General features: G+C 68.4%; 8 protein-coding genes. 7 read left to right on the top strand and 1 reads right to left on the bottom strand.

Annotation, left to right across the window (positions count from 1 at the left end; translation table 11 throughout):
• Window positions 1-601 precede the first annotated feature (601 nt).
• The 7 genes from MQE23_RS20960 (at window position 602) to MQE23_RS20930 (ending at window position 21019) form a co-directional block, all read left to right on the top strand.
• Window positions 602-13915 (top strand): non-ribosomal peptide synthetase, encoded by a 13314-nt coding sequence (locus tag MQE23_RS20960; protein ID WP_243379864.1) that lies wholly within the window; start codon window positions 602-604, stop codon window positions 13913-13915.
• A complete protein-coding gene (locus tag MQE23_RS20955; RefSeq protein ID WP_020275986.1) occupies window positions 13912-15213 on the top strand; it encodes an MFS transporter in 1302 nt (433 codons plus the stop codon). The genes MQE23_RS20960 and MQE23_RS20955 overlap by 4 nt, the downstream gene beginning before the upstream one ends.
• Before the next feature lie 222 nt (window positions 15214-15435).
• On the top strand, window positions 15436-16434 hold the full coding sequence (gene sbnB, locus MQE23_RS20950; RefSeq protein ID WP_037672360.1) for a 2,3-diaminopropionate biosynthesis protein SbnB: 999 nt from the start codon (window positions 15436-15438) through the stop codon (window positions 16432-16434).
• 54 nt (window positions 16435-16488) lie between these two features.
• A complete protein-coding gene (locus MQE23_RS20945) occupies window positions 16489-17565 on the top strand; it encodes a hypothetical protein (RefSeq protein WP_020275984.1) in 1077 nt (358 codons plus the stop codon).
• 32 nt (window positions 17566-17597) lie between these two features.
• On the top strand, window positions 17598-18536 hold the full coding sequence (locus MQE23_RS20940; RefSeq protein WP_020275983.1) for a TauD/TfdA family dioxygenase: 939 nt from the start codon (window positions 17598-17600) through the stop codon (window positions 18534-18536).
• Window positions 18537-18920: 384 nt separating this feature from the next.
• On the top strand, window positions 18921-19955 hold the full coding sequence (locus tag MQE23_RS20935) for a LuxR family transcriptional regulator (RefSeq protein WP_243379863.1): 1035 nt from the start codon (window positions 18921-18923) through the stop codon (window positions 19953-19955).
• Between the two features lie 77 nt (window positions 19956-20032).
• Window positions 20033-21019, top strand: a complete 987-nt coding sequence (locus MQE23_RS20930) for a helix-turn-helix transcriptional regulator (protein ID WP_037672358.1) — start codon at window positions 20033-20035, stop codon at window positions 21017-21019.
• Between the two features lie 14 nt (window positions 21020-21033).
• Here the strand turns inward: MQE23_RS20930 and MQE23_RS20925 are convergent, their stop codons facing one another.
• Window positions 21034-21195 (bottom strand): hypothetical protein, encoded by a 162-nt coding sequence (locus MQE23_RS20925; RefSeq protein WP_154693901.1) that lies wholly within the window; start codon window positions 21193-21195, stop codon window positions 21034-21036.
• Between the last annotated feature and the right edge of the window lie 71 nt (window positions 21196-21266).

The following is a 21266-nucleotide window of genomic DNA, read 5'->3' as shown; positions in this document are numbered from 1 at the left end:
TGTCGACGACCTCGTGGATGTCGGCGCTGCTGGGCCGTACGCCGTTGCGGTTGAACACACAGACGGCCGAACCGGCCCGCCCGTCTCGCGCCCCTCCTGGTCCACCGGTCCACGCTTGCAAAGCTAGGGATCTCGTTAGAGGTGGGATATAGGTCGGTCCTGAATCTTGGTGGGTGTCCGTCGTCCATGACCGCTCGCCATTGGAGGTCCATGCTCCGCCACCCCGCGATGCCGGTTGCCGCCACCGCATGGCGCACCGGGCGGGCGGCCCCTTACTGACACGGCCCGCGCCGCAGAGCCACAGGACCACGCCGGAACTGGCCTGCTCCCCGACGCACGAAGGTCCCGGGGCGTCTCGAGCAGCCGCGCACGACACCCGCCCCCGGTGCCTGCGCGCCGGGCGTACCACGAAGGCCGTGTCTCGAGCTCCGGCCCCCTCGGCGGCTCCACGTCGACTCCGCCCGCAGGACAGGCGAGGCCGCTCAGCTCAGCCGCACCCACGTTCCACCCCTCTCCCGCTTCCGGCTCAGCGCGCCCGCCGCCAGCCCTGAACCGACATGTGTCCGCCTCTCCCAAACCCCGTTCCTGGATGGAGTGACCGATGTCCAGCCCCGACCTCGCGCCCGTAACGACTCCGTCTGACACAGCACGTCGGCTCCCGCTCCTCGCCGGACAGTCCGGAATCTGGTTCGACCTGCAGCTGGGCGCTGCCGGGCAGCAGTACTACGTCAGTCTCTACACCGACATCCGAGGCCCACTGGATCTCCGGGACTTCCGTACGGCCGCCCGCATGGCCGTGGCCGAGACCGAGGCGCTCCGGGTCCGGTTCGTTGCGGACGACGACGAGAGCGGGCCGACACAGCAGATCGAGGACCTGGACGACAACTGGACGCTGCCCGTGATCGAAGCCGCGGACGAGGAGGCGGCCCAGGCCTGGATGCGCGCCGACCTCGCCCGCGCCACGGATGTCACCCGAGACCCGCTCTTCACCTACGCGCTGATAGCGCTCTCGCCGGAGCGCCACTTCTTCTACCAGCGCGCCCATCACCTCACGGTCGACGGACACAGCGGCGTCCTCGTGCTGCGCCGGACCGCGGAGATCTACACGGCCCTGCGCGAAAGACGGGACCCTGCCGAAGGTGCGCTGCCCAGTCTCTCCGAGCTGCACTCCGCCGAGGTCGCGTACCGGGCCTCCGAACGGTACGCCGCCGACCGCGCTCACTGGGCCGAACGGCTCGTGGACCTGCCTGAAGCCTCCACCCTGAGCCTCGGCGCACACGCGTTACAGGCAGCCGGGTACAACCCGCTGCGCTGTGCCGGTCGTATCCCGCAGGAGACCCTGGACCGCCTCACCGCGACGGCCCGCCTCGCCCGTACCAACTGGTCGACCGGCCTCATCGCCGCCGTCGTCGCCTATCTGCAGCGGATGACCGGACAGGACGACATCCTGTTCAGCCTGCCCGTCGCCAACCGCGCCACCGCCGTGGAGAAGCAGACTCCGGGCATGACGGCCAACATCCTTCCGGTACGCGTCGAGGCGAGCCGGGGCACGACCGTCCGCTCCCTCATCCGCCGGGCGCTGGACGCGACCCGCGGGACACTGCGTCACCAGCAGTATCGGTACGAGGAGATACTGCGCGATCTCCGGGAGGCCTCCCCTTCCGGAGGCGCCGGCTCCATGCGCGCCGGGCGGCAGTTCGGCCCCGTCGTGAACGTCCTGGGCTTCGACCTGAACGTCTCCTTCGCCGAAAGCCCCGGCACGGCACACCGACTCACCGCGGGCCCCATCGAGGACATGGAATTCGCGGTCTACCCGGTGCCTGGCGAAGGCGGCCTCCAGCTCCAGCTCACCGCGAACCCCAGCCGGTACAGCGAGGCCGAACTCGCCTCCCATCAGAGCCGCTTCGTCGAGTTCCTCGCCGCCTTCGCCGACAGTCCGGACTCAGACATCGCCGACCTGCCGCTCCTGCTGCCGGGTGAGCGGCATCGGCTGCTGGGGGAGTGGAACGACACGGCTGTCGAGGTCGGTGGCCCCGGCACTTTGCATGAGCGCTTCGAGGAGCAGGTTGCTGCGACGCCGGATGCTTGTGCCTTGGTCTTCGGTGAGGAGCGGGTCAGTTATGGCGAGTTGAATGCCAGGGCTAACCGGGTTGCTCATGGGTTGCTGGGGCGGGGTGTGGGGCCGGAGTCGGTGGTGGCCGTAGCGTTGCCTCGGTCTGTCGAGATGGTTGCTGCGCTGCTTGGTGTGCTGAAGGCGGGGGCTGCGTATCTGCCTGTTGATCTCGGTTATCCCGCTGAGCGGCGTCGGTACATGCTGGACAACGCCCGTGCGGCTTATGTCATCGACGAGATGACCCTTGCGGACCTGCTCGACCAGCAGCGGGACCGTGATCCGCGTATCGCGGTCGATCCGGCTTGTGCCGCGTATGTGATCTACACGTCGGGTTCTACGGGGCGTCCGAAGGGCGTGGTGGTTCCTCACGCTGGTGTGGTGAACCGGTTGGCGTGGATGCAGGGTGAGTATGGGCTGGGCGTCCACGATCGTGTCCTGCATAAGACGCCGATCGGGTTTGACGTTTCCGTGTGGGAGTTGTTCTGGCCTCTGCTGCAGGGGGCCGTGATGGTGATCGCGGAGCCTGAGGGGCACAAGGACCCGCTGTATCTGGCTCGGTTGATCGAGCGGCAGCGGGTGACTACGGCTCACTTTGTGCCGTCGATGCTGCAGGTGTTCCTCGGTGAGGCTGAGGGTGGTGCGTGCGGTTGTCTGCGCCGGGTGATGTGTTCCGGTGAGGCTCTGCCTCCCGCGACCCGCGATGCCTTCTTCCAGGCTTTGCCCCACGCCGAGCTGCACAACCTCTACGGCCCCACTGAGGCTTCCATCGATGTCACTTATACGCCGTGTCTTCCGGGCGATGCGATGGTCACTATCGGCCGGCCTGTGTGGAACACCCGCGTCTACGTGCTGGATGAGGGTCTTCGGCCTGTCCCCACGGGTACTCCCGGTGATCTCTATCTCGCCGGTGTGCAGCTGGCTCGCGGTTATGTTCAGCGTCCCGACCTGACGGCCGAGGCTTTCCTGCCCGACCCGCACGGTGTTTCGGGTGCGCGTATGTATCGCACCGGCGATATCGCCACTTGGACTGCCGACGGGCAGCTGCGGTATCTGGGTCGTGTCGATGACCAGGTCAAGATCCGTGGTCAGCGGGTTGAGCTCGGTGAGATCCAGACCCATCTCGCCGAGCTGCCCGGTATCACCCAAGCTGCGGTCCTGATCCGCGACGACCGCCTCATCGCCTACTACGTTGCCGAAGCCGGCAGCACGCCGGACCTCGCCACCCTGCGAGAGCACCTGCCCGACCACATGGTCCCCTCCGCCTATGTCGAGCTGGAGGCACTTCCCCTCACCCCGAACGGCAAACTCGACCGCAAGGCCCTCCCCGCCCCGGACGTCACTCCCATCACCACCCGCCCGCCACGCAACCCCCGCGAAGAGCTCCTGTGCACCGTCTTCGGCCAGGTTCTCGGGATCGACACCGCCATCGGTATCGACGACAACTTCTTCGCCCTGGGCGGGCACTCCCTGCTTGCCACGCGCCTGGCCAGCCGTATCCGTACCGCTCTGGGCGCCGAACTGCCCCTGCGCACGATCTTCGAAGCCCCCACGGTGGCCCTGCTGGCCCAACACATTGACGGTGACACCGAGCACCGGTCGCCCCTCACCGCCCAGAACCCGCGGCCCGACCGCATCCCCCTCTCCCACGCCCAGCGCCGCCTGTGGTTCCTCGACAAGATGGAGGGCGGCAGCCCCACCTACCACATGCCCCTCGCCGTCCGCCTCAACGGCGACCTCGACACCCACGCACTCCAACAAGCCCTCACCGACGTCATCCACCGGCACGAAACCCTCCGCACCGTCTTCGAAGAACACGACGACGAACCCATACAGAAAGTGCTGCCCTGCACCGAGGCAATACCCACGCTTGAACGGGTGTCGGCCTCCGAGGAGCAGCTCACAGATCTGCTGACATCCGCCGCGGCACAGCCATTCAGCCTGAAGGCCGATATGCCCCTACGGGCAACGCTGTTCACCGTCAGTCCGGCTGAGCACGTGCTGCTCCTCGTCGTGCACCACATCGCGGCCGACGGCTGGTCCTTGACGCCGCTGGCCCAAGACCTGTCCGCCGCCTACCGGGCCCGGACTCAGGGCGAGGCACCGGAGTGGGCGCCCCTTCCGGTCCAATATGCCGACTACACCCTTTGGCAACACGAGCTTCTCGGCGACGAACACGATCCCGCCAGCCGGGCTGCCCGCCAACTCGCTTATTGGCGAACCGAACTCGCCGATCTGTCCGATGAACTCGCGCTGCCCTACGACAGCCCGCGTCCACGCCACCCCAGTCACCGGGGCGGCAGCGTGGCGTGGGAGCTCCCCGCTGCCGTACGCCAAAAGCTGGAGGCGCTAGCACGGGAGTCCGGGGCCAGCCTCTTCCTGCTCGTCCATGCCACGCTCGCCGGCCTCCTCACCCGGCTCGGGGCAGGCCACGACATCCCCATCGGCGCACCCATCGCCGGACGCACCGACGAAGCCCTTCACCACCAGATCGGGTTCTTCGTCAACACCCTCGTCCTGCGCACCGACACCAGCGGCAATCCCACCTTCCGCACCCTCCTCCACCGCACCCGGGAAGTGGGGCTTCACGCCTACAGCCACCAGGACATCCCCTTCGAGCGAATCGTCGAAGAGCTCAACCCCGTGCGCTCGGCTGGTCGGCACCCTCTGTTCCAGGTCATGCTGAACCTCGAGGACGACCTGGCGGCCTCCCCCTTCGAACTGCCCGGCATTGAGGTGAGCGCCGAGGCAGTAGCGGTGGACGCGGCCAAGTTCGACCTCATGTTCAACGTGGTCACCGCTGCCGACGGCGCGCTGCGTGGCAGCGTCGACTTCGCGACCGACCTGTTCGATCACGCAACCGTGCAGGGCATGGCCGAGCGATTCGTCAGGCTCTGCGAGGCTGTCGCCGCCGACCCTGACCGTCCGCTGGCCGACTACGGACTCCTCACTCGCGATGAGCGGCGTCGGCTGCTGGGGGAGTGGAACGACACGGCTGTCGAGGTCGGTGGTCGCGGCACTTTGCATGGGCGTTTTGAGGAGCAGGTTGCTGCGACGCCGGATGCTTGTGCCTTGGTTTTCGGTGAGGAGCGGGTCAGTTATGGCGAGTTGAATGCCAGGGCCAACCGGGTTGCTCATGGGTTGCTGGGGCGGGGTGTGGGGCCGGAGTCGGTGGTGGCCGTAGCGTTGCCTCGGTCTGTCGAGATGGTTGCTGCGCTGCTTGGTGTGCTGAAGGCGGGGGCTGCGTATCTGCCTGTTGATCTCGGTTATCCCGCTGAGCGGCGTCGGTACATGCTGGACAACGCCCGTGCGGCTTATGTCATCGACGAGAGCACTCTTCCTGAGTTCCGGGATGGGCGGGAGGACAATCCGTTCGTCTTCGTCGATCCGGCTTGTGCCGCGTATGTGATCTACACGTCGGGTTCTACGGGGCGTCCGAAGGGCGTGGTGGTTCCTCACGCTGGTGTGGTGAACCGGTTGGCGTGGATGCAGGGTGAGTATGGGCTGGGCGTCCACGATCGTGTCCTGCATAAGACGCCGATCGGGTTCGACGTTTCCGTGTGGGAGTTGTTCTGGCCTCTGCTGCAGGGGGCCGTGATGGTGATCGCGGAGCCTGAGGGGCACAAGGACCCGCTGTATCTGGCTCGGTTGATCGAGCGGCAGCGGGTGACTACGGCTCACTTTGTGCCGTCGATGCTGCAGGTGTTCCTCGGTGAGGCTGAGGGTGGTGCGTGCGGTTGTCTGCGCCGGGTGATGTGTTCCGGTGAGGCTCTGCCTCCCGCGACCCGCGATGCCTTCTTCCAGGCTTTGCCCCACGCCGAGCTGCACAACCTATATGGCCCCACTGAGGCTTCCATCGATGTCACTTATACGCCGTGTCTTCCGGGCGATGCGACGGTCACTATCGGCCGGCCTGTGTGGAACACCCGCGTCTACGTGCTGGATGAGGGTCTTCGGCCTGTCCCCACGGGTACTCCCGGTGATCTCTATCTCGCCGGTGTGCAGCTGGCTCGCGGTTATGTTCAGCGTCCCGACCTGACGGCCGAGGCTTTCCTGCCCGACCCGCACGGTGTTTCGGGTGCGCGTATGTATCGCACCGGCGATATCGCCACTTGGACTGCCGATGGTCAGCTGCGGTATCTGGGTCGTGCCGATGACCAGGTCAAGATCCGTGGTCAGCGGGTTGAGCTCGGTGAGATCCAGACCCATCTCGCCGACCTGCCCGGTATCACCCAAGCCGCCGTCCTGATCCGCGACGACCGTCTCATCGCCTACTACGTCGCCGAACCCGGCAGCACGCCGGACCTCGCCACCCTGCGAGAGCACCTGCCCGACCACATGGTCCCCTCCGCCTATGTCGAGCTGGAGGCACTTCCCCTCACCCCGAACGGCAAACTCGACCGCAAGGCCCTCCCCGCCCCGGACCTCACTCCCATCACCACCCGCCCGCCACGCAACCCCCGCGAAGAGCTCCTGTGCACCGTCTTCGGCCAGGTCCTCGGCATCGACACCCCCATCGGCATCGACGACAACTTCTTCGCCCTCGGCGGACACTCCCTGCTGGGCGTCACCCTGGTGGAGCGTCTCCGTGAACGCGGCGTGTCGATCGACGTACGGACCCTGTTCTCCGCCCCGACCGTGGCCAGTCTGGCGGCGGCGGCCGGGCGCGCCACGGTGGCGGTGCCCCCCAACCTCATCCCGACGAACGCGGTGGCGATCACTCCCGACATGCTGCCCTTGGTCGACCTGAGCGCGGAGGAGGTGGAGTCGGTCCTCACCCAGATTCCGGGCGGCGTGTCCAACATCGCGGACGTGTACCCGCTGGCGCCTCTGCAGGAAGGCATTCTGTTCCACCACCTCATGACCGCCGGCGGTGGCGACGACGTCTACGTATTGCCGGTGGTGCTTCGCTTCGACTCCCGGAAACGGTTCGACCGTTTCCGTTCGGCGTTGCAGAAAGTGGTCGACCGGCACGACATCCTGCGCACCGCCGTCCTCTGGGAAGGAATCGCAGAGCCCGTCCAGGTCGTGCTGCGTCATGCCGAGATCCCCGTCATCACCCTCCGGCCGGAGCCTGGCGGAACCGTGGTGGAGCGGTTGTTGGCGGCCTGTCCCCCCGTGATGGACCTGCGTACGGCGCCTCTGGTGCGCCTGCACGTCACCGAACCGGACGAAGGGCAGCACCTGCATGCCGTTCTTCAGTTCCACCACATGATCCAGGACCACACCGCACTCTCCGTCGTACTGGAGGAAGTGCGCGCGATACTCGACGGCAGGGAGAACGAGCTTCCGCCACCGCTGCCGTTCCGCGAAGTGGTCGCCCAGGCGCATCTGGGCGTGCCGCAGGAGGAACACGAGGCCTACTTCGCCTGCCTCTTGGGTGACGTGACCGAGCCGTCCGCTCCGTACGGCGTCCTCGAGGTCCATGGCGACGGCTCAGGCGTCGCCCAGGCGTCGCTGCCGCTGGACTCCGCACTCTCCGGCCGCCTGCGGGAACAGGCTCGGCGCCACGGCACCAGCCCGGCCACGCTGTTCCACGTCATATGGAGCCGTGTGACGGCTGCGACGTCCGGACGGGACGACGTCGTCTTCGGCACCGTCCTGTTCGGCCGTATGCACGCCGGAGCCGGAGCAGACCGCATACCCGGCCTGTTCATCAACACCTTGCCGGTACGGGTGCGCGGTGGTTCGGCCACCGTGGCCGAAGCCGTCTCCGGCATGCGGGACCAGTTGGCCGACCTCGTCGTCCACGAACACGCCCCGCTTTCCCTGGCCCAACAGCTCAGTGGTGTGCCGGCTCGCACACCTCTGTTCACCTCACTGCTGAACTACCGGCACAGCCAGGACTTCGACGAGGCTTCCGGCACGGGTACGGTGCTGGAAGGCATCGAGCTGGTGCACGCTCATGAGCGCACCAACTACCCCGTCACCGTCTCGGTGGACGACACCGGCGGGGCGTTCACGATCACCGCCCAGACCGCGGCCTCGATCGATCCACAGGCGATGTGCGAACTCGTGAGCGTGACAGCCGAGCACATGGTCGTAGCACTCGAATCAGCCCCCGGCACCCTGCTCCACCGGGTGGAGGTCCTGGGCGAGACCGAGCGGCGTCGGCTGCTGGGGGAGTGGAACGACACGGCTGTCGAGGTCGGTGGTCGCGGCACTTTGCATGAGCGCTTCGAGGAGCAGGTTGCTGCGACGCCGGATGCTTGTGCCTTGGTCTTCGGTGAGGAGCGGGTCAGTTATGGCGAGTTGAATGCCAGGGCCAACCGGGTTGCTCATGGGCTGCTGGGGCGGGGTGTGGGGCCGGAGTCGGTGGTGGCCGTAGCGTTGCCTCGGTCTGTCGAGATGGTTGCTGCGCTGCTTGGTGTGCTGAAGGCGGGGGCTGCGTATCTGCCCGTTGATCTCGGTTATCCCGCTGAGCGGCGTCGGTACATGCTGGACAACGCCCGTGCGGCTTATGTCATCGACGAGATGACCCTTGCGGACCTGCTCGACCAGCAGCCGGACCGTGATCCGCGTATCGCGGTCGATCCGGCTTGTGCCGCGTATGTGATCTACACGTCGGGTTCTACGGGGCGTCCGAAGGGCGTGGTGGTTCCTCACGCTGGTGTGGTGAACCGGTTGGCGTGGATGCAGGGTGAGTATGGGCTGGGCGTCCACGATCGTGTCCTGCATAAGACGCCGATCGGGTTCGACGTTTCCGTGTGGGAGTTGTTCTGGCCTCTGCTGCAGGGGGCCGTGATGGTGATCGCGGAGCCTGAGGGGCACAAGGACCCGCTGTATCTGGCTCGGTTGATCGAGGGGCAGCGGGTGACTACGGCTCACTTTGTGCCGTCGATGCTGCAGGTGTTCCTCGGTGAGGCTGAGGGTGGTGCGTGCGGTTGTCTGCGCCGGGTGATGTGTTCCGGTGAGGCTCTGCCTCCCGCGACCCGTGATGCCTTCTTCCAGGCTTTGCCCCACGCCGAGCTGCACAACCTCTACGGCCCTACCGAGGCTTCCATCGATGTCACTTATACGCCGTGTCTTCCGGGCGATGCGACGGTCACTATCGGCCGGCCTGTGTGGAACACCCGCGTCTACGTGCTGGATGAGGGTCTTCGGCCTGTCCCCACGGGTACTCCCGGTGATCTCTATCTCGCCGGTGTGCAGCTGGCTCGCGGTTATGTTCAGCGTCCCGACCTGACGGCCGAGGCTTTCCTGCCCGACCCGCACGGTGTTTCGGGTGCGCGTATGTATCGCACCGGCGATATCGCCACTTGGACTGCCGACGGGCAGCTGCGGTATCTGGGTCGTGTCGATGACCAGGTCAAGATCCGTGGTCAGCGGGTTGAGCTCGGTGAGATCCAGACCCATCTCGCCGACCTGCCCGGTATCACCCAAGCCGCCGTCCTGATCCGCGACGACCGCCTCATCGCCTACTACGTCGCCGAAGCCGGCAGCACGCCGGACCTCGCCACCCTGCGAGAGCACCTGCCCGACCACATGGTCCCCTCCGCCTATGTCGAGCTGGAGGCACTTCCCCTCACCCCGAACGGCAAACTCGACCGCAAGGCCCTCCCCGCCCCGGACCTCACTCCCACCACGACCCGCCCGCCACGTGACCCGCGTGAAGAACTTCTGTGCACGCTCTTCGGCCAGGTTCTCGGGATCGACACCGCCATCGGTATCGACGACAACTTCTTCGCCCTGGGCGGGCACTCCCTGCTTGCCACGCGCCTGGCCAGTCGCATCCGTACCGCTCTGGGCGCCGAACTGCCCCTGCGCACGATCTTCGAAGCCCCCACGGTGGCCCTGCTGGCCGAACACATGCAGGACAGCGGCGACCGTCGTCCGCCCCTCATGGCCCGCCTCCCTCGGCCCGAGCGCACTCCGCTGTCGCATGCCCAACAGCGTCTGTGGTTCCTCGACAAGATGGAGGGCGGCAGCCCCACCTACCACATGCCCCTCGCCGTCCGCCTCAACGGCGACCTCGATGCCGATGCACTGCGGCAGGCCCTCACCGATGTCGTGCACCGGCACGAAAGTCTTCGTACCGTCTTCGAGGAGCACGACGGTGAACCCGTACAGAAGGTGCTGTCCTGTGCCGAGGCCAAGCCCGAACTCGACCGGGTGGTGGCATCCGAGGAGCAGTTGACGAACCTGCTGGCGTCCGCCGTCGCGCGGCCCTTCGACCTGGCTGCCGAACTCCCGGTACGCGCAGTGCTGTTCGCCGTAGGGGCCGAGCACGTGCTGCTTCTGGTCGTGCACCACATCGCGGCCGACGGCTGGTCCTTCGCGCCCTTCGCCCACGACCTGTCCACCGCCTACCGCAGCCGCGTCCACGGCTCGGCACCGGACTGGCAGCCGCTGCCCGTTCAGTACGCCGACTACATGCTGTGGCAGCAGGAGTTGCTCGGGGACGAACACGACCCCGCCAGCCGGGCCGCCCGCCAGCTCGCCCACTGGCGTACCGAGCTCGACGGGCTGCCCGCCGAGCTCAGCCTGATCACTGACCGGCCGAGGCCCGCCGTGGCCGGCCATCGGGGCGGATTCGCGTACTGGAACATCGACGCCGAACTGCTCGGAAGGCTTCAGGCGCTCGCCCGGGAGTCCGGCGCGAGCCTGTTCATGCTCGTGCAGGCCGCCCTCGCCGGACTGCTCACCCGGCTCGGCGCGGGCGAGGACATCCCCATCGGCGCGCCCATCGCCGGACGTACCGACGAGGCACTCAACGACCTCGTCGGGTTCTTCGTCAACACCCTCGTCCTGCGCACCGACACCAGCGGCAATCCCACCTTCCGCACCCTCCTCCACCGCACCCGGGAGACGGACCTCCACGCCTACACCCACCAGGACACCCCCTTCGAGCGCCTCGTCGAGGTCCTCAACCCCGAACGCTCCCTCGCCCGCCACCCCCTCTTCCAGGTCGCCCTGAACTTCCAGAACAACAGCGAAGGCATCCTGGACCTCGGGGACGACATCACGGTGAGCGAGCTCGAAGTGCAGCGCGGGCAGGCCAAGTTCGATCTGTCCTTCACCGTGCGCGATGCGCCGGACGGCGGGCTGCACGGTGCGATCGAGTACGCGGCCGACCTGTTCGACCAGGAGACCGTCGACGTGCTCGGCCAGCGGCTCGTACGCTTCCTCCAAGCCGTCGTCGAACGCCCCGACGAACCGCTCTCGCGGTACGAACTCCTCACCCCCGAGGAACACCATCGACTCCTGGAGGAGTGGAACCGCCCTCCGAACGGCACTGCCTCCGCGACGAGCCCCGACACCCTGCACCACCTCTTCGAGGTGCAGGCCACCGCCACCCCCGACCGGATCGCTCTGGTTCACGGCGACGAACAGCTCACCTACGCCGAGCTCAATGCACGGGCCAACCGACTCGCCCATCGGCTCGTCGCGGACGGGGCGGGGCCCGGCAGGGTCGTAGCCGTATCGCTGCCGCGTTCCATGGAACTGATCGTCGCGCTGCTCGGCGTCCTGAAGTCGGGGGCCGCCTATCTGCCGGTCGATCCCACGTATCCGGCGGAACGGATCGCGTTCATGCTGGAGGATGTCGAGTCGGTCGCTCTCCTGGACGACCTTGAGCAGGTGCGGGAGCCGGGCGAGTGGGCCACGACCGACCCGCTCGCCCCGGCGGACGCGGGCGCGGCCGCCCGGATGCCCGCGTACGTCATCTACACCTCCGGCTCGACCGGGCGTCCCAAGGGCGTGGTCATCCGCCATGACGCGGCGGTGAATTACCTCGCGTACCTGCACGGACTGACCGGCCTCGGGGCCGACGACACGGTGCTGAACCTCGCCTCGGTGTCCTTCGACCCGTCCGTTCGGGACATCTTCGGGCCATTGACGGCCGGCGCGCGGCTCGTCGTGGCGGAGCCGGAGGAAGCGAAGAATCCGGCGGCGCTGTTGGGGCTGCTGCGGCGGCACCGGGTGACCGTGCTGCCGGCGCTGGTGCCGACCATGCTGGACGCGCTTGCGGACGCGGCGCGGGACGCGGCCGACGAGGACGACGTACCCTCGCCGTGGCTGCGGATGGGGCTGGTCAGCGGCGAGGAGCTGACGGCCGCGCATGTACGGCGGGCCGCGGCGGTCGGGGCGGACTGGCAGCTGGTGAACCAATACGGGCCCACCGAGTCGACGATGACGGCGACCTTCCATCCGGTGACGGAGGAGGAGGCGCGGGACGGTGCCCGGTTGCCGATCGGGCGGCCGATCAAGGGCGCCCGCTGCTATGTGCTCGACCGGTGGCTGCGGCCGGTGCCTGTGGGATCCACGGGTGAGCTGTATCTCGCCGGTGACGATCTGGCGGACGGGTACGTGAACCGTCCGGGGCTGACCGCGGAGCGGTTCGTGGCGGACCCGTACGGATCGCGTCCGGGTGCCCGGATGTACCGGACCGGCGACATCGCGCGGTGGCGGGCCGACGGCACGCTGGAGTTCCACGGGCGCATCGACGACCAGGTCAAACTGAGGGGCATCCGCGTCGAACTGGGGGAGATCCAGGCGGTGCTGGCGGCTGTGGACGGAGTTGCGCAGGCCGGTGTCGTGGTGCGGGAGGACGTGCCGGGGCGGCAGCTGCTGACCGGATATGTCGTGCCCGAGCCCGGGGCCGAGCCGACAGCGGACACCTTGCGGCGGGCATTGGAAAAGCGGCTGCCCGCGCAGCTGGTGCCGGGGGCGTTCGTGGTGTTGGACGCGCTGCCGCTCAGTCCGAACGGGAAGCTGGACCGCAAGGCGCTGCCCACGCCGGAGCAGGGCCAGGGCGAGGTCCGGGACGCCGCCACACCGGTCGAGAAGACGCTGGTGGAGCTGTTCTGCGATGTTCTCGGGCTGGACCGGGTCGGGGTGGACGACAACTTCTTCACCCTGGGCGGGCATTCACTGCTGGCGGCCCGACTGGTGAGCCGGGTGCAGGCGGTGCTCGGGGTGGAGCTGCACCTTCGCAGCCTGTTCCAGGCGCCGACCGTGGCCTCGCTCGCCGCGCTCGTGGAGCAGGACGGCGGGCCCGACAACTCGCTCGACGTCCTGCTGCCGCTCCGGCCGCAGGGCACCGGCACGCCACTGTTCTGCATGCACCCGGTGGGCGGTCTGAGCTGGTGCTACGGCCGGCTGGTGCCGTACCTCGGCGAGGAGTTCCCGGTGTACGGGCTCCAGGCCCGGGGCATCGCCGGCGACGGGAAGCGCTGGGCGCGGACGATCGAGGAGATGGCCGACGACTACGTCGAGCAGATCCTCCGGGTTCAGCCGCACGGGCCGTACCAGCTGCTGGGCTGGTCGGTGGGCGGCAACGTGGCGCACGCGGTCGCGGTGCGGCTGCGTCGGCTCGGCGAGCCGGTCACGCTCGTCGCGCTGCTCGACTCCTGCCCCAGCGACCTGATGGACAAGCCCACGCCCGCGATGGAGCGCGAGCGGCTCCACAAGGTGGTCGCCGACTTCGACGTGGACGCGGCGGCCTTCGAGTGGCTCGAGCGGGACGACTCCGAGCTCGGACGCACCCTGCGAAAGGAACTCAGCGTGATGAAGGGGCTGTCCCGGGAGCAGATCGGCGCCATGTGGGACACCTCGGTGAACACCAGCCTGATCCTGCGGGATTACGTGCCCGAGCCGCTGGATGTGCCACTGGTGTACTTCACGGCGCTGCTGGAGCGGCCCCCGGGCAGCCCGGATTTCACCGCCTGGGAGCCGTACTCGGCGGGTCCGATCGAGGAGTACGGCATCGAGTCCAGCCACGCCGGCATGATGGACGCCGCTCCGGTGGCTGCCATCGGCGGGATTCTCGGTGATGTGCTGCGCCGGATCGGCGGTGCGCGATGAGTACCGTCGCCGAAGGGGACGCGGTGGACCGGACGCCGCCGTTGAGCCGAAACCGGGACTTCTGGTTGCTGTGGAGCGGCAGCGGACTGTCCGTGCTCGGGTCGCGGGCCGGCGCGGCGGGGTACGCGCTGCTGGCGCTCTGGCACACGGGGTCAGGGCAGGCCGCCGGTCTGGTGGCGTTCGCCGCGCTGCTGCCGAACCTGGTGGTCCAGTTGCCGGCCGGTGCGCTGGTGGACCGGTGGGACCGGAAGCGGCTGATGGTGGCCTGTGAGGTGGGCAGGGCGGTGGCCCTGCTGAGCGTGGCCGTGACGGCTGCCGCCGGGTGGTTCTGGTTGCCGCATCTGATGGCGGTGGCCCTGTTGGAGACGAGCCTCGGCCTGGTCCACCAGCTGGCCGAGCAGGGTGCGGTGCGCCATGTGGTCGCCCCGCACCAACTGGGGGCCGCCCTCTCCCGCAACGAAACGCGTTTCAGGGCCGCCGGGCTGATCGGTGGGCCACTGGGGACCGCCCTGTTCGCCCTGACCCGCTGGCTGCCGTTCGCCTTCGCCGCCCTCGGTCAGCTGTTGTCGCTGCTCACCCTGCTGCTGATCCGCCGGGATTTCCAGGACCGCAGGAAGCGCGACGCCAATCGGTCGCTGGTCCGGGAGATGCGCGAGGGGGTGAAGTGGCTTCTCGGACAGCGGTTCCTGCGGGCGGCGGTGTCGCTGGTGGCCGCCACGAACGTGCTGTTCCAAGTGGTCATGCTGGCCGTTCCGTTCGCGCTGGTCGAGGAGGAGGGCCGGTCCCCGGTGGCGGTCGGCGTCGTGCTGGCGGCCGGCGGGATCGGCGGAATGCTGGGCGCGCTGAGCGCCCAGTGGTGGATCCCACGCCTGTACCTGCGGACCGTGCTGATCGGCGGGCTCGGAGTGTGGGCGGTGCTCGTGCCGCTGGTGGCGGTCGTACGTCAGCCGCTGCTGATGGGGTTGGCGTGCGGAGCGATGAGCTATGTCAGCGGGCTGTTCAACGTGGTGGCCGCCGTCTACCAGCTGAGGATCACCCCCGACGAGATTCTGGGCCGTACGGCTGGGGCGGCGGGCATGGTCGCGTACGGCGCCAGCGCGCTCGGGGCGCTCGCGGGCGGGTTCATGCTGGACGGCTGGGGCAGCCGCCACACCGTCCTCGCGGTCGCCGTGCTGATGGCGGTGACCGCCCTGGCGGCGGCCGCGGTGCCCGCCGTCCGGGCCGCCGCCCACCCGGCCTCGGGCGGCCCCGACCCGGACCTGCCCGCGCGCGGGGACGACCGCATACCGGCCGTATAGGTCCTTGATAGGAGCCCCCCGCAGGATCGATGTGCTGGGGGGCCGTCGTACCCAGTGATCCATGTGCCGGTGCTCGTGGAGAACCCGGCCCGGTTGTCGCCACCTCCAGGGCCGCGCGGCGGTGATCGCGCACTCGGCCTCGACACGATCCGTTCCGACGTGCCGGCGCCCGGTTGTGTTCCCGGGCCGCCGCGCGCACCTGTGGAAGGACTGAAACCCGTCATGCTCATCCTGCGGCACTCCGAGGTCGCGCAGATCCTCGACGGCCGTGAACTCGACAACATCCGGACCGTGGGCGACGCCTACCGCGTGCACGCGCAGGGCGACACCGCGGTACCGCACTCCGTGTTCCTCCGCTTCCCCGGCCAGCCGCGCAACCGCATCATCGGCCTGCCCGCCTACCGGGGCGGGCAGACGCCGGTCGCGGGCATGAAGTGGATCGCTTCCTTCCCGGCCAACATCGAGCGGGGCATCGAGCGGGCCAGCGCGTCGATCATCCTCAACTCGCTGGAGACCGGCCGACCCGAGGCCCTGATCGAGGGCTCGCTGATCTCCGCCACGCGCACCGCCGCCAGCGCCGCGCTCGCCGCGGAGCTGCTCACCCGCGACCGCCGCCCGGACGGCCTGGCGCTGATCGGCTGTGGGGTCATCAACCTGGAGATCCTGCGCCATGTGCGGTCAGCTGTGCCCGGGCTGAAGACGCTGTCCCTGTACGACAGTTCCCCGCAGCGGGCCGTCGAGTTCGCCGCTCGGGCCGCCGCGGTGCTCCCGGGTGCCGAGATCGTCACGCTCGACAGCGCGGAGCGGGCGTTGGCGGCACACGGACTGGTCTCCATCGCCACCTCGGCGATCGAACCGCACCTGGACCTGAAGGCAGCCGTGCCGGGCACGGTCGTCCTGCACATCTCACTGCGCGACCTGCTGCCCGAGTCGCTGCTCGACGCGCACAACATCGTCGACGACGTCGATCACGCGGTGCGCGAGCGTACTTCACTCGACCTGGCCGTGCAGGCCGCGGGGCACCGGGACTTCATCGACCCCACGATCGGCCGGCTCCTCCTGGAGGAGGGCTCCGAGGACGGATTCGCGCCCGAGCCGGACCGCACGGTCGTCTACGCGCCGTTCGGGCTGGGCGTGCTGGACATGGCCCTCGCCGACGACGTCCTCGCCTCCGCCCGGGCCAGAGGGCTCGGTGTGCTGGTCGAGGGCTTCCTGCCGTAAGGCGACCACGTCACGGCCGTACGCACCCCGACCAACCACGACATGGGAGCACACATGACCAAGAGCACCTCCCGCGGACGGCACACCGCCGCGGTCCTCGCCGCGGCCGCGGCCGCGACCGTCGGTGTCGGGCTCGTCGCGTCGCCCGCGAGCGCCGCGACCTCCTGGGAGTCGCTGACGGTGCCCACCACCTACGCGAGCATCTCCGTCCTGCCGTTCGACAGCCAGAACGCCTACGCCAAGAGCGTGCCCTTCTGCTTCGACGAGTGCACGTCCTCGCCCAAGCTGTGGCAGAAGACAGGCACCGCCTGGAAGCAGGTGACCACGCCCTCGGACGCCGAGGTCGGCGTCCTCGCCGGCACCGGCGTGAACGACCTGTGGGTCTTCGGAAGCAGGTACGCGACGACCGGCAGCTACCGGTTCAACCACTACGACGGCACCAAGTGGACGTCGAACCTCAACCCGGAGCCGAAGAACGCCGAGGTCCTCGACGCCCAGGCGGTCAGCCGCAACGACGTGTGGGCGGTCGGCAACTACCGTGCCACCGACGGCGGCTGGCACCCGATGGTGACCCGATGGAACGGCAGCAGCTGGAAGACGACCAAGCTCACCGGGATCGACGGCCAGTTCGACGCCGTCGACGTCAACTCCCCCACCGACATCTGGGCCGTCGGCTACCGCAACAAGGGCGGTGGCACCGGTGGTTACCAGCCGCTCGCCATGCATTACGACGGCACCACGTGGAGCGAGGTGCCCGTGCCCGAGACGCCAGGCACGATGTACATCCTGCGCGAGGTGATCAGCAACGGACCGAACGACACATGGGTCGCCGCCGGGAACAAGGTGAGCCACTGGAACGGCAAGACCTGGACCCGTCATGACACTCCCGCCTCCTGGCCGACCTTCGCATACCACGGGGGGCAGCTCTACGCCGGTCTCGCCGGGTCCCCGAAGCTGGTCCGCTGGAGCGGCAGCGCGTGGGTGACGGACAGCTCCCTCACCCAGGGCGCCCAGGTCGACCAGCTGACCACGGCCCCCGACGGCTCGCTGTACGCCGTCCACAGCGAGGGCAACTCGGTGTTCTGGTACAACGCCTTCCTGTCCCGGCTCGCCCCGCCGGCCGCTCGCTGACCCGCACCGCCCCACAGGAAAGGAAACGCTTCATGAGCGATCGCAACGGCTGGGCTCCTGCGGAGGTCGGTCCGGGCGACATCGGCACCGACGCCACGCCCGAGGCGCTCGTCGCCCACCTGGACGCCATCGACTTGGACGCGCTGCTCGTCCGGGAGAAGGCCGTGGTCTTCCGCGGGTTCAAGGTGCCCGCCGACGGCCTCGACCCGGTGCTCGATCGCCTGCTGCCGCGCCGCCTGGCCTATGTGCACGGCAACTCGCCCCGCACCAAGGTGGGCTCGAACGTGTACACCTCCACGGAGTATCCGCAGGAGTACACCATCTCGATGCACAACGAGATGTCGTACGCCCACGCGTGGCCCACCCGCCTCACCTTCTACTGTGCGGTCGCACCCGCGACCGGCGGCGCCACCCCGGTCGTCGACGCGGCATTGTGGCTGGAGTCCCTGGACGACGAGGTGCGCGAGGCCTTCCGGAGCGGCGTGCGCTACACACAGAACCTGCACGGCGGCAGAGGGCTCGGCAAGAGCTGGCAGGACACCTTCGAGACGGAGGACCGGGACGAGGTCGACGCCTTCCTCAAGGAGGCCGATGCCGACTGGAGCTGGGGGCCGGGCAACAGCCTGATGGTCAGCCAGGTGCGCCACTCCACGGTCCGCCACCCGGACACCGGGACCGAGGTCTGGTTCAACCAGTCCGACCAGTGGCACCCGGCCTCGCTCGGCGACGAGACGGCCAAGGCCCTGGCCCAGATCATGCCGGCGAGCGAGCTGCCGCAGTACGTGACCTTCGCGGACGGCAGTCCGATCCCGGACGCGTACGTGCTCCAGGTGCGTGACCGGGGTCTGGAGAACGCGGTCGACGTCGACTGGCACGAGGGCGATCTGCTGGTCATCGACAACCTGCTGGTCGGCCATGGCCGCCGCCCGTTCACCGGCCCGCGGCGGGTTCTCGTCGCCATGTCGGACTGAGCGCTTTCCGATTCCGGCCCGCAGCGGGGCCAGGGCCGGTTCGTCACCGGTCCTGGCCCCGTTCCCTTCTCCGGCCCCGGCCGCCCGCGATGCACACGAGTGTGACCGGGGCCGCCGCCGTGAATGCCGACCTGACCTGGCATGTTCCCGCAGCGGGCTGACGCCGAAAGGACATTGATCAGGAAATTTACTGAATTCTGAAGTTGTGAAACTCAACGACACAAGATCGAACCAACTGTTTTACAATCCGTAGGAGATCTACGACCGATAACCCGACATACAGCTCACACGTGAGGGAATGTGCTGGACGAAGTACACCCGCTCCTCATTCCCTCCGGTGGGCGACCCGGCCCAGAACGCAGGGGTACTTTGGAGCCGCCGGTGTTGACCAGCAGTCTCGGCTTGCACCCGGACGAGGAGTCCGCGTACCGGGCCATGCTGACGAACTCCCACATGAGCGTGACCGAACTCGCGACCCACCTCGGCTGGCCCACCGGCAGAGTCTCGGCCGCCATCAACCGCCTGGCCCGGCGCTCACTCGTCCAGCTACCCCCGGACAGCACCGGCAGACCGGTACTCGTCCGGCCCGAACTGGCCCTGGCAGCGTTGCTCCTCGACGAGGAGGCGACTCTGCTCGACCACCGCAGGCGCGTCGCCGCCAGCAGCACCGCGGTCACCCAGGTGATAGCCGCGTACAACGCCCCGGAAGACCGCCCCGATGTCGTGCGACTGCCGGGTCCGGAGGCGGTGCAGGAGAGGATCGACCAGTTCGCGGCGGCCTGCCAGGTGGAGATCGCGGCGCTGGAGGTCGGCAGCTCCCCCTCCGCGGAGCGTCTCGAGGCCGCCGAGCGACTCGACTCGGCGATGCTGGACCGCGGAGTCGACCTCCGCCGCGTCTATTCCGACAGCGTGCTCACAGACACGGCGACCGTCCAGTACGCCGACCGGCTGACCGCCCGGGGCGGGCAGGTGCGTACGGCACGGCGTCTGCCGCCCCAAATGATCATATTCGACCGCTACTCGGCCATCGTGCCGATCGACCCGGCGCAACCGAACGCCGAAGCCGTGGCGATCCAGGGCACGGGCGCAGTCAGGGCTCTGCTCACCCTCTTCGACCACGTGTGGGAGCAGGCCACGCCCCTGGGCTCGACGGCGGACAACGGCGCGGACGAGTTCACCGACCAGGAACGCACCCTGCTCGAACTGTTGTGCGCTGGCGACACCGACGAGGTGATCGCGCGCAGGCTGGGTGTGTCCGTGCGCACTGGCCGGCGCCTCACCTCGGGGCTCATGAGCCGCCTCGGTGCCCGCAGCCGCTTCCAGGCGGGCGTGCTGGCGGCGACTCGTGGCTGGGTACTGCCACCCGAGCCCCAGGACGACCCACCGCGCGCGGCGACTGAGCCGAAGGCCGACAGGTGACTCTCATTCTGTCATCACGATGCCGGGGCAGAACAGCCAGTCGACACGCGGCGGTGACGAGAAAAACGGGGAACAGTATGTCGGAAAACTTGGAAATAAATCGCGATGAAGAATCTGTTTACCAGGTGCTGCTGGAGAAACCGGATCTCAGCGTGGTCGACCTTTCTGAAGTTCTCGGTTGGTCTCCGGAAAGAGTGGCCGCGGCCTTCAATAAATTGATCCACCTGTCCTCGCTGAGTCCCGGGAGCGAGGACGCGAAAGCCAGAATCACCCGGATCAGGCGCAGCCTCATCTCCTTCCTGGACCGGCAGGAAGAGGAGCTGATCCGGCGCCAGAAGGAGATTGCCGCCAGCCGTCAGGTGGTCTTCCAGCTGCTCGCCGAGCACGCTGAGGCCGATACGGCCGATCAACACAGGGGGGCCCGGCGGCTGGAGGGCAGGGAGGTGATCCAGTCCTTCATCCGGACCATGGCCGAGACCTGCACATCCGAGGTCGCCGTCTTTGCCACCGGGGGTGGCCAGCCGGCGGAGAGTCTGGATGCGGCCAAGCCGCTCGACTCCGCTGTTCTGAAGCGGGGGGTGAGCGTGCGCTACGTCTACCTCGACAGCGTCCGCAACGACGGAGCCACCACGGCATACGCACAGTGGCTGACCCAGCAGGGCGGGCAGGTGCGGACGGTGCCGCACCTGCCCACGCGACTGCTCATCTACGACCGCTCACTGGCGATCGTTCCCGTGAATCCGCAGGTCGCGGATGCTGCCGTGCTCGCTCTCGAGGATGTGGGCGTGGTCAGTGCGCTGCAAGCCCTCTTCGAAAGGACCTGGGACCACTCCTCCCCACTCGGCGAGGACCGCACCCGCGACTCACACGGGCTCACCGCCCAGGACCGTGCCGTACTGGAGCTCCTCGCCCGGGGGCTGACCGACGAGATGATCGCCCGCAAGCTGGCGGTTTCCGTGCGTACCGTGCGTCGTATGACAGCCGGCCTGATGAACCGCCTGAACGCGAGCAGCCGTTTCCAGGCCGGCGTGCTGGCCGTGGCGCGGGGCTGGGTGCGCGGTTGATCTCCGGCCGTGGTTCACGGTCCCCAGGTGTTGTCCAGACGGACCGAAGCATCCTCCTGGCCGGACGCGGACACCTGCCCGACGTGGTCACCGGTCACCGGGGACGCGCCGACAGCCGCCGTCGCGGTCAGAACGGCGACGATGGGCACCAGCAGTGCGAGCTTCAGTCGTCCCAAGCCCTTCACGGCACACCTTTCTTGTTGGCTTTTCTACCTTCTTTCGACCGCACCGGTTCTTGCGCCTTCGG

The sequence above is a fragment of the Streptomyces sp. HP-A2021 genome (genome assembly GCF_022807935.1).
GTDB lineage: Bacteria > Actinomycetota > Actinomycetes > Streptomycetales > Streptomycetaceae > Streptomyces > Streptomyces afghaniensis.
The sequence above is the reverse complement of the archived record's forward strand: the minus strand, read 5'-3'. Positions and strand labels throughout refer to the sequence as shown.

Coding starts and splice junctions, on each gene's coding strand:
- MQE23_RS20940 (WP_020275983.1), top strand. CDS start 17,598: ATGAGCGATCGCAACGGCTGGGCTCCTGCGGAGGTCGGTCCGGGCGAC.
- MQE23_RS20960 (WP_243379864.1), top strand. CDS start 602: ATGTCCAGCCCCGACCTCGCGCCCGTAACGACTCCGTCTGACACAGCA.
- MQE23_RS20955 (WP_020275986.1), top strand. CDS start 13,912: ATGAGTACCGTCGCCGAAGGGGACGCGGTGGACCGGACGCCGCCGTTG.
- sbnB (WP_037672360.1), top strand. CDS start 15,436: ATGCTCATCCTGCGGCACTCCGAGGTCGCGCAGATCCTCGACGGCCGT.
- MQE23_RS20945 (WP_020275984.1), top strand. CDS start 16,489: ATGACCAAGAGCACCTCCCGCGGACGGCACACCGCCGCGGTCCTCGCC.
- MQE23_RS20930 (WP_037672358.1), top strand. CDS start 20,033: ATGTCGGAAAACTTGGAAATAAATCGCGATGAAGAATCTGTTTACCAG.